This window comes from Vibrio sp. T9, from assembly GCF_003123985.1.
In the GTDB taxonomy this organism is placed as follows: Bacteria; Pseudomonadota; Gammaproteobacteria; order Enterobacterales; family Vibrionaceae; genus Vibrio; species Vibrio diabolicus.
Window position 1 is genome coordinate 1 of sequence record NZ_NIGY01000109.1, and the last position, 358, is coordinate 358.

1 protein-coding gene is annotated in these 358 nt (G+C 60.6%); it reads right to left on the reverse strand.

The window, feature by feature from the left end; all coding sequences use genetic code 11:
• Positions 1-160: 160 nt before the first annotated feature.
• Positions 161-358 (reverse strand): hypothetical protein (locus tag CBX98_RS26510; protein WP_206781402.1); only part of this gene is annotated, 198 nt, incomplete at its 5' end.

The window sequence follows — 358 nt, forward strand, 5'->3', positions numbered from 1 at the left end:
GCTGAGTAAGGTCATCGTTTATCCATAAAAAAACGCACGTCGCCATCGCGACGTGCGTAATGACTGTCGTCCCAGCATAACGCGCCAACTCCCTATGGCGCACGGCTCACACACACACGCGCACTCACAGGGAATCAGACCCGCACCACTACGAAAAGGTTCAAAACACATATGTGAAGAGGCGAATCCTCCGTTCGCTTCCGCGCCAGGCCACGGCGGCAACGCAGTCCGAGCCGACGTCGAAGACTCCGACACGCCAGGCGGATGCGGGCGCGATCTCACCGTCGAAAGCGACCGGCGCAACCGACGCATCGCCGAGTGCAAACGACACCCGATGCAGGCCGTACGACAGACCGCC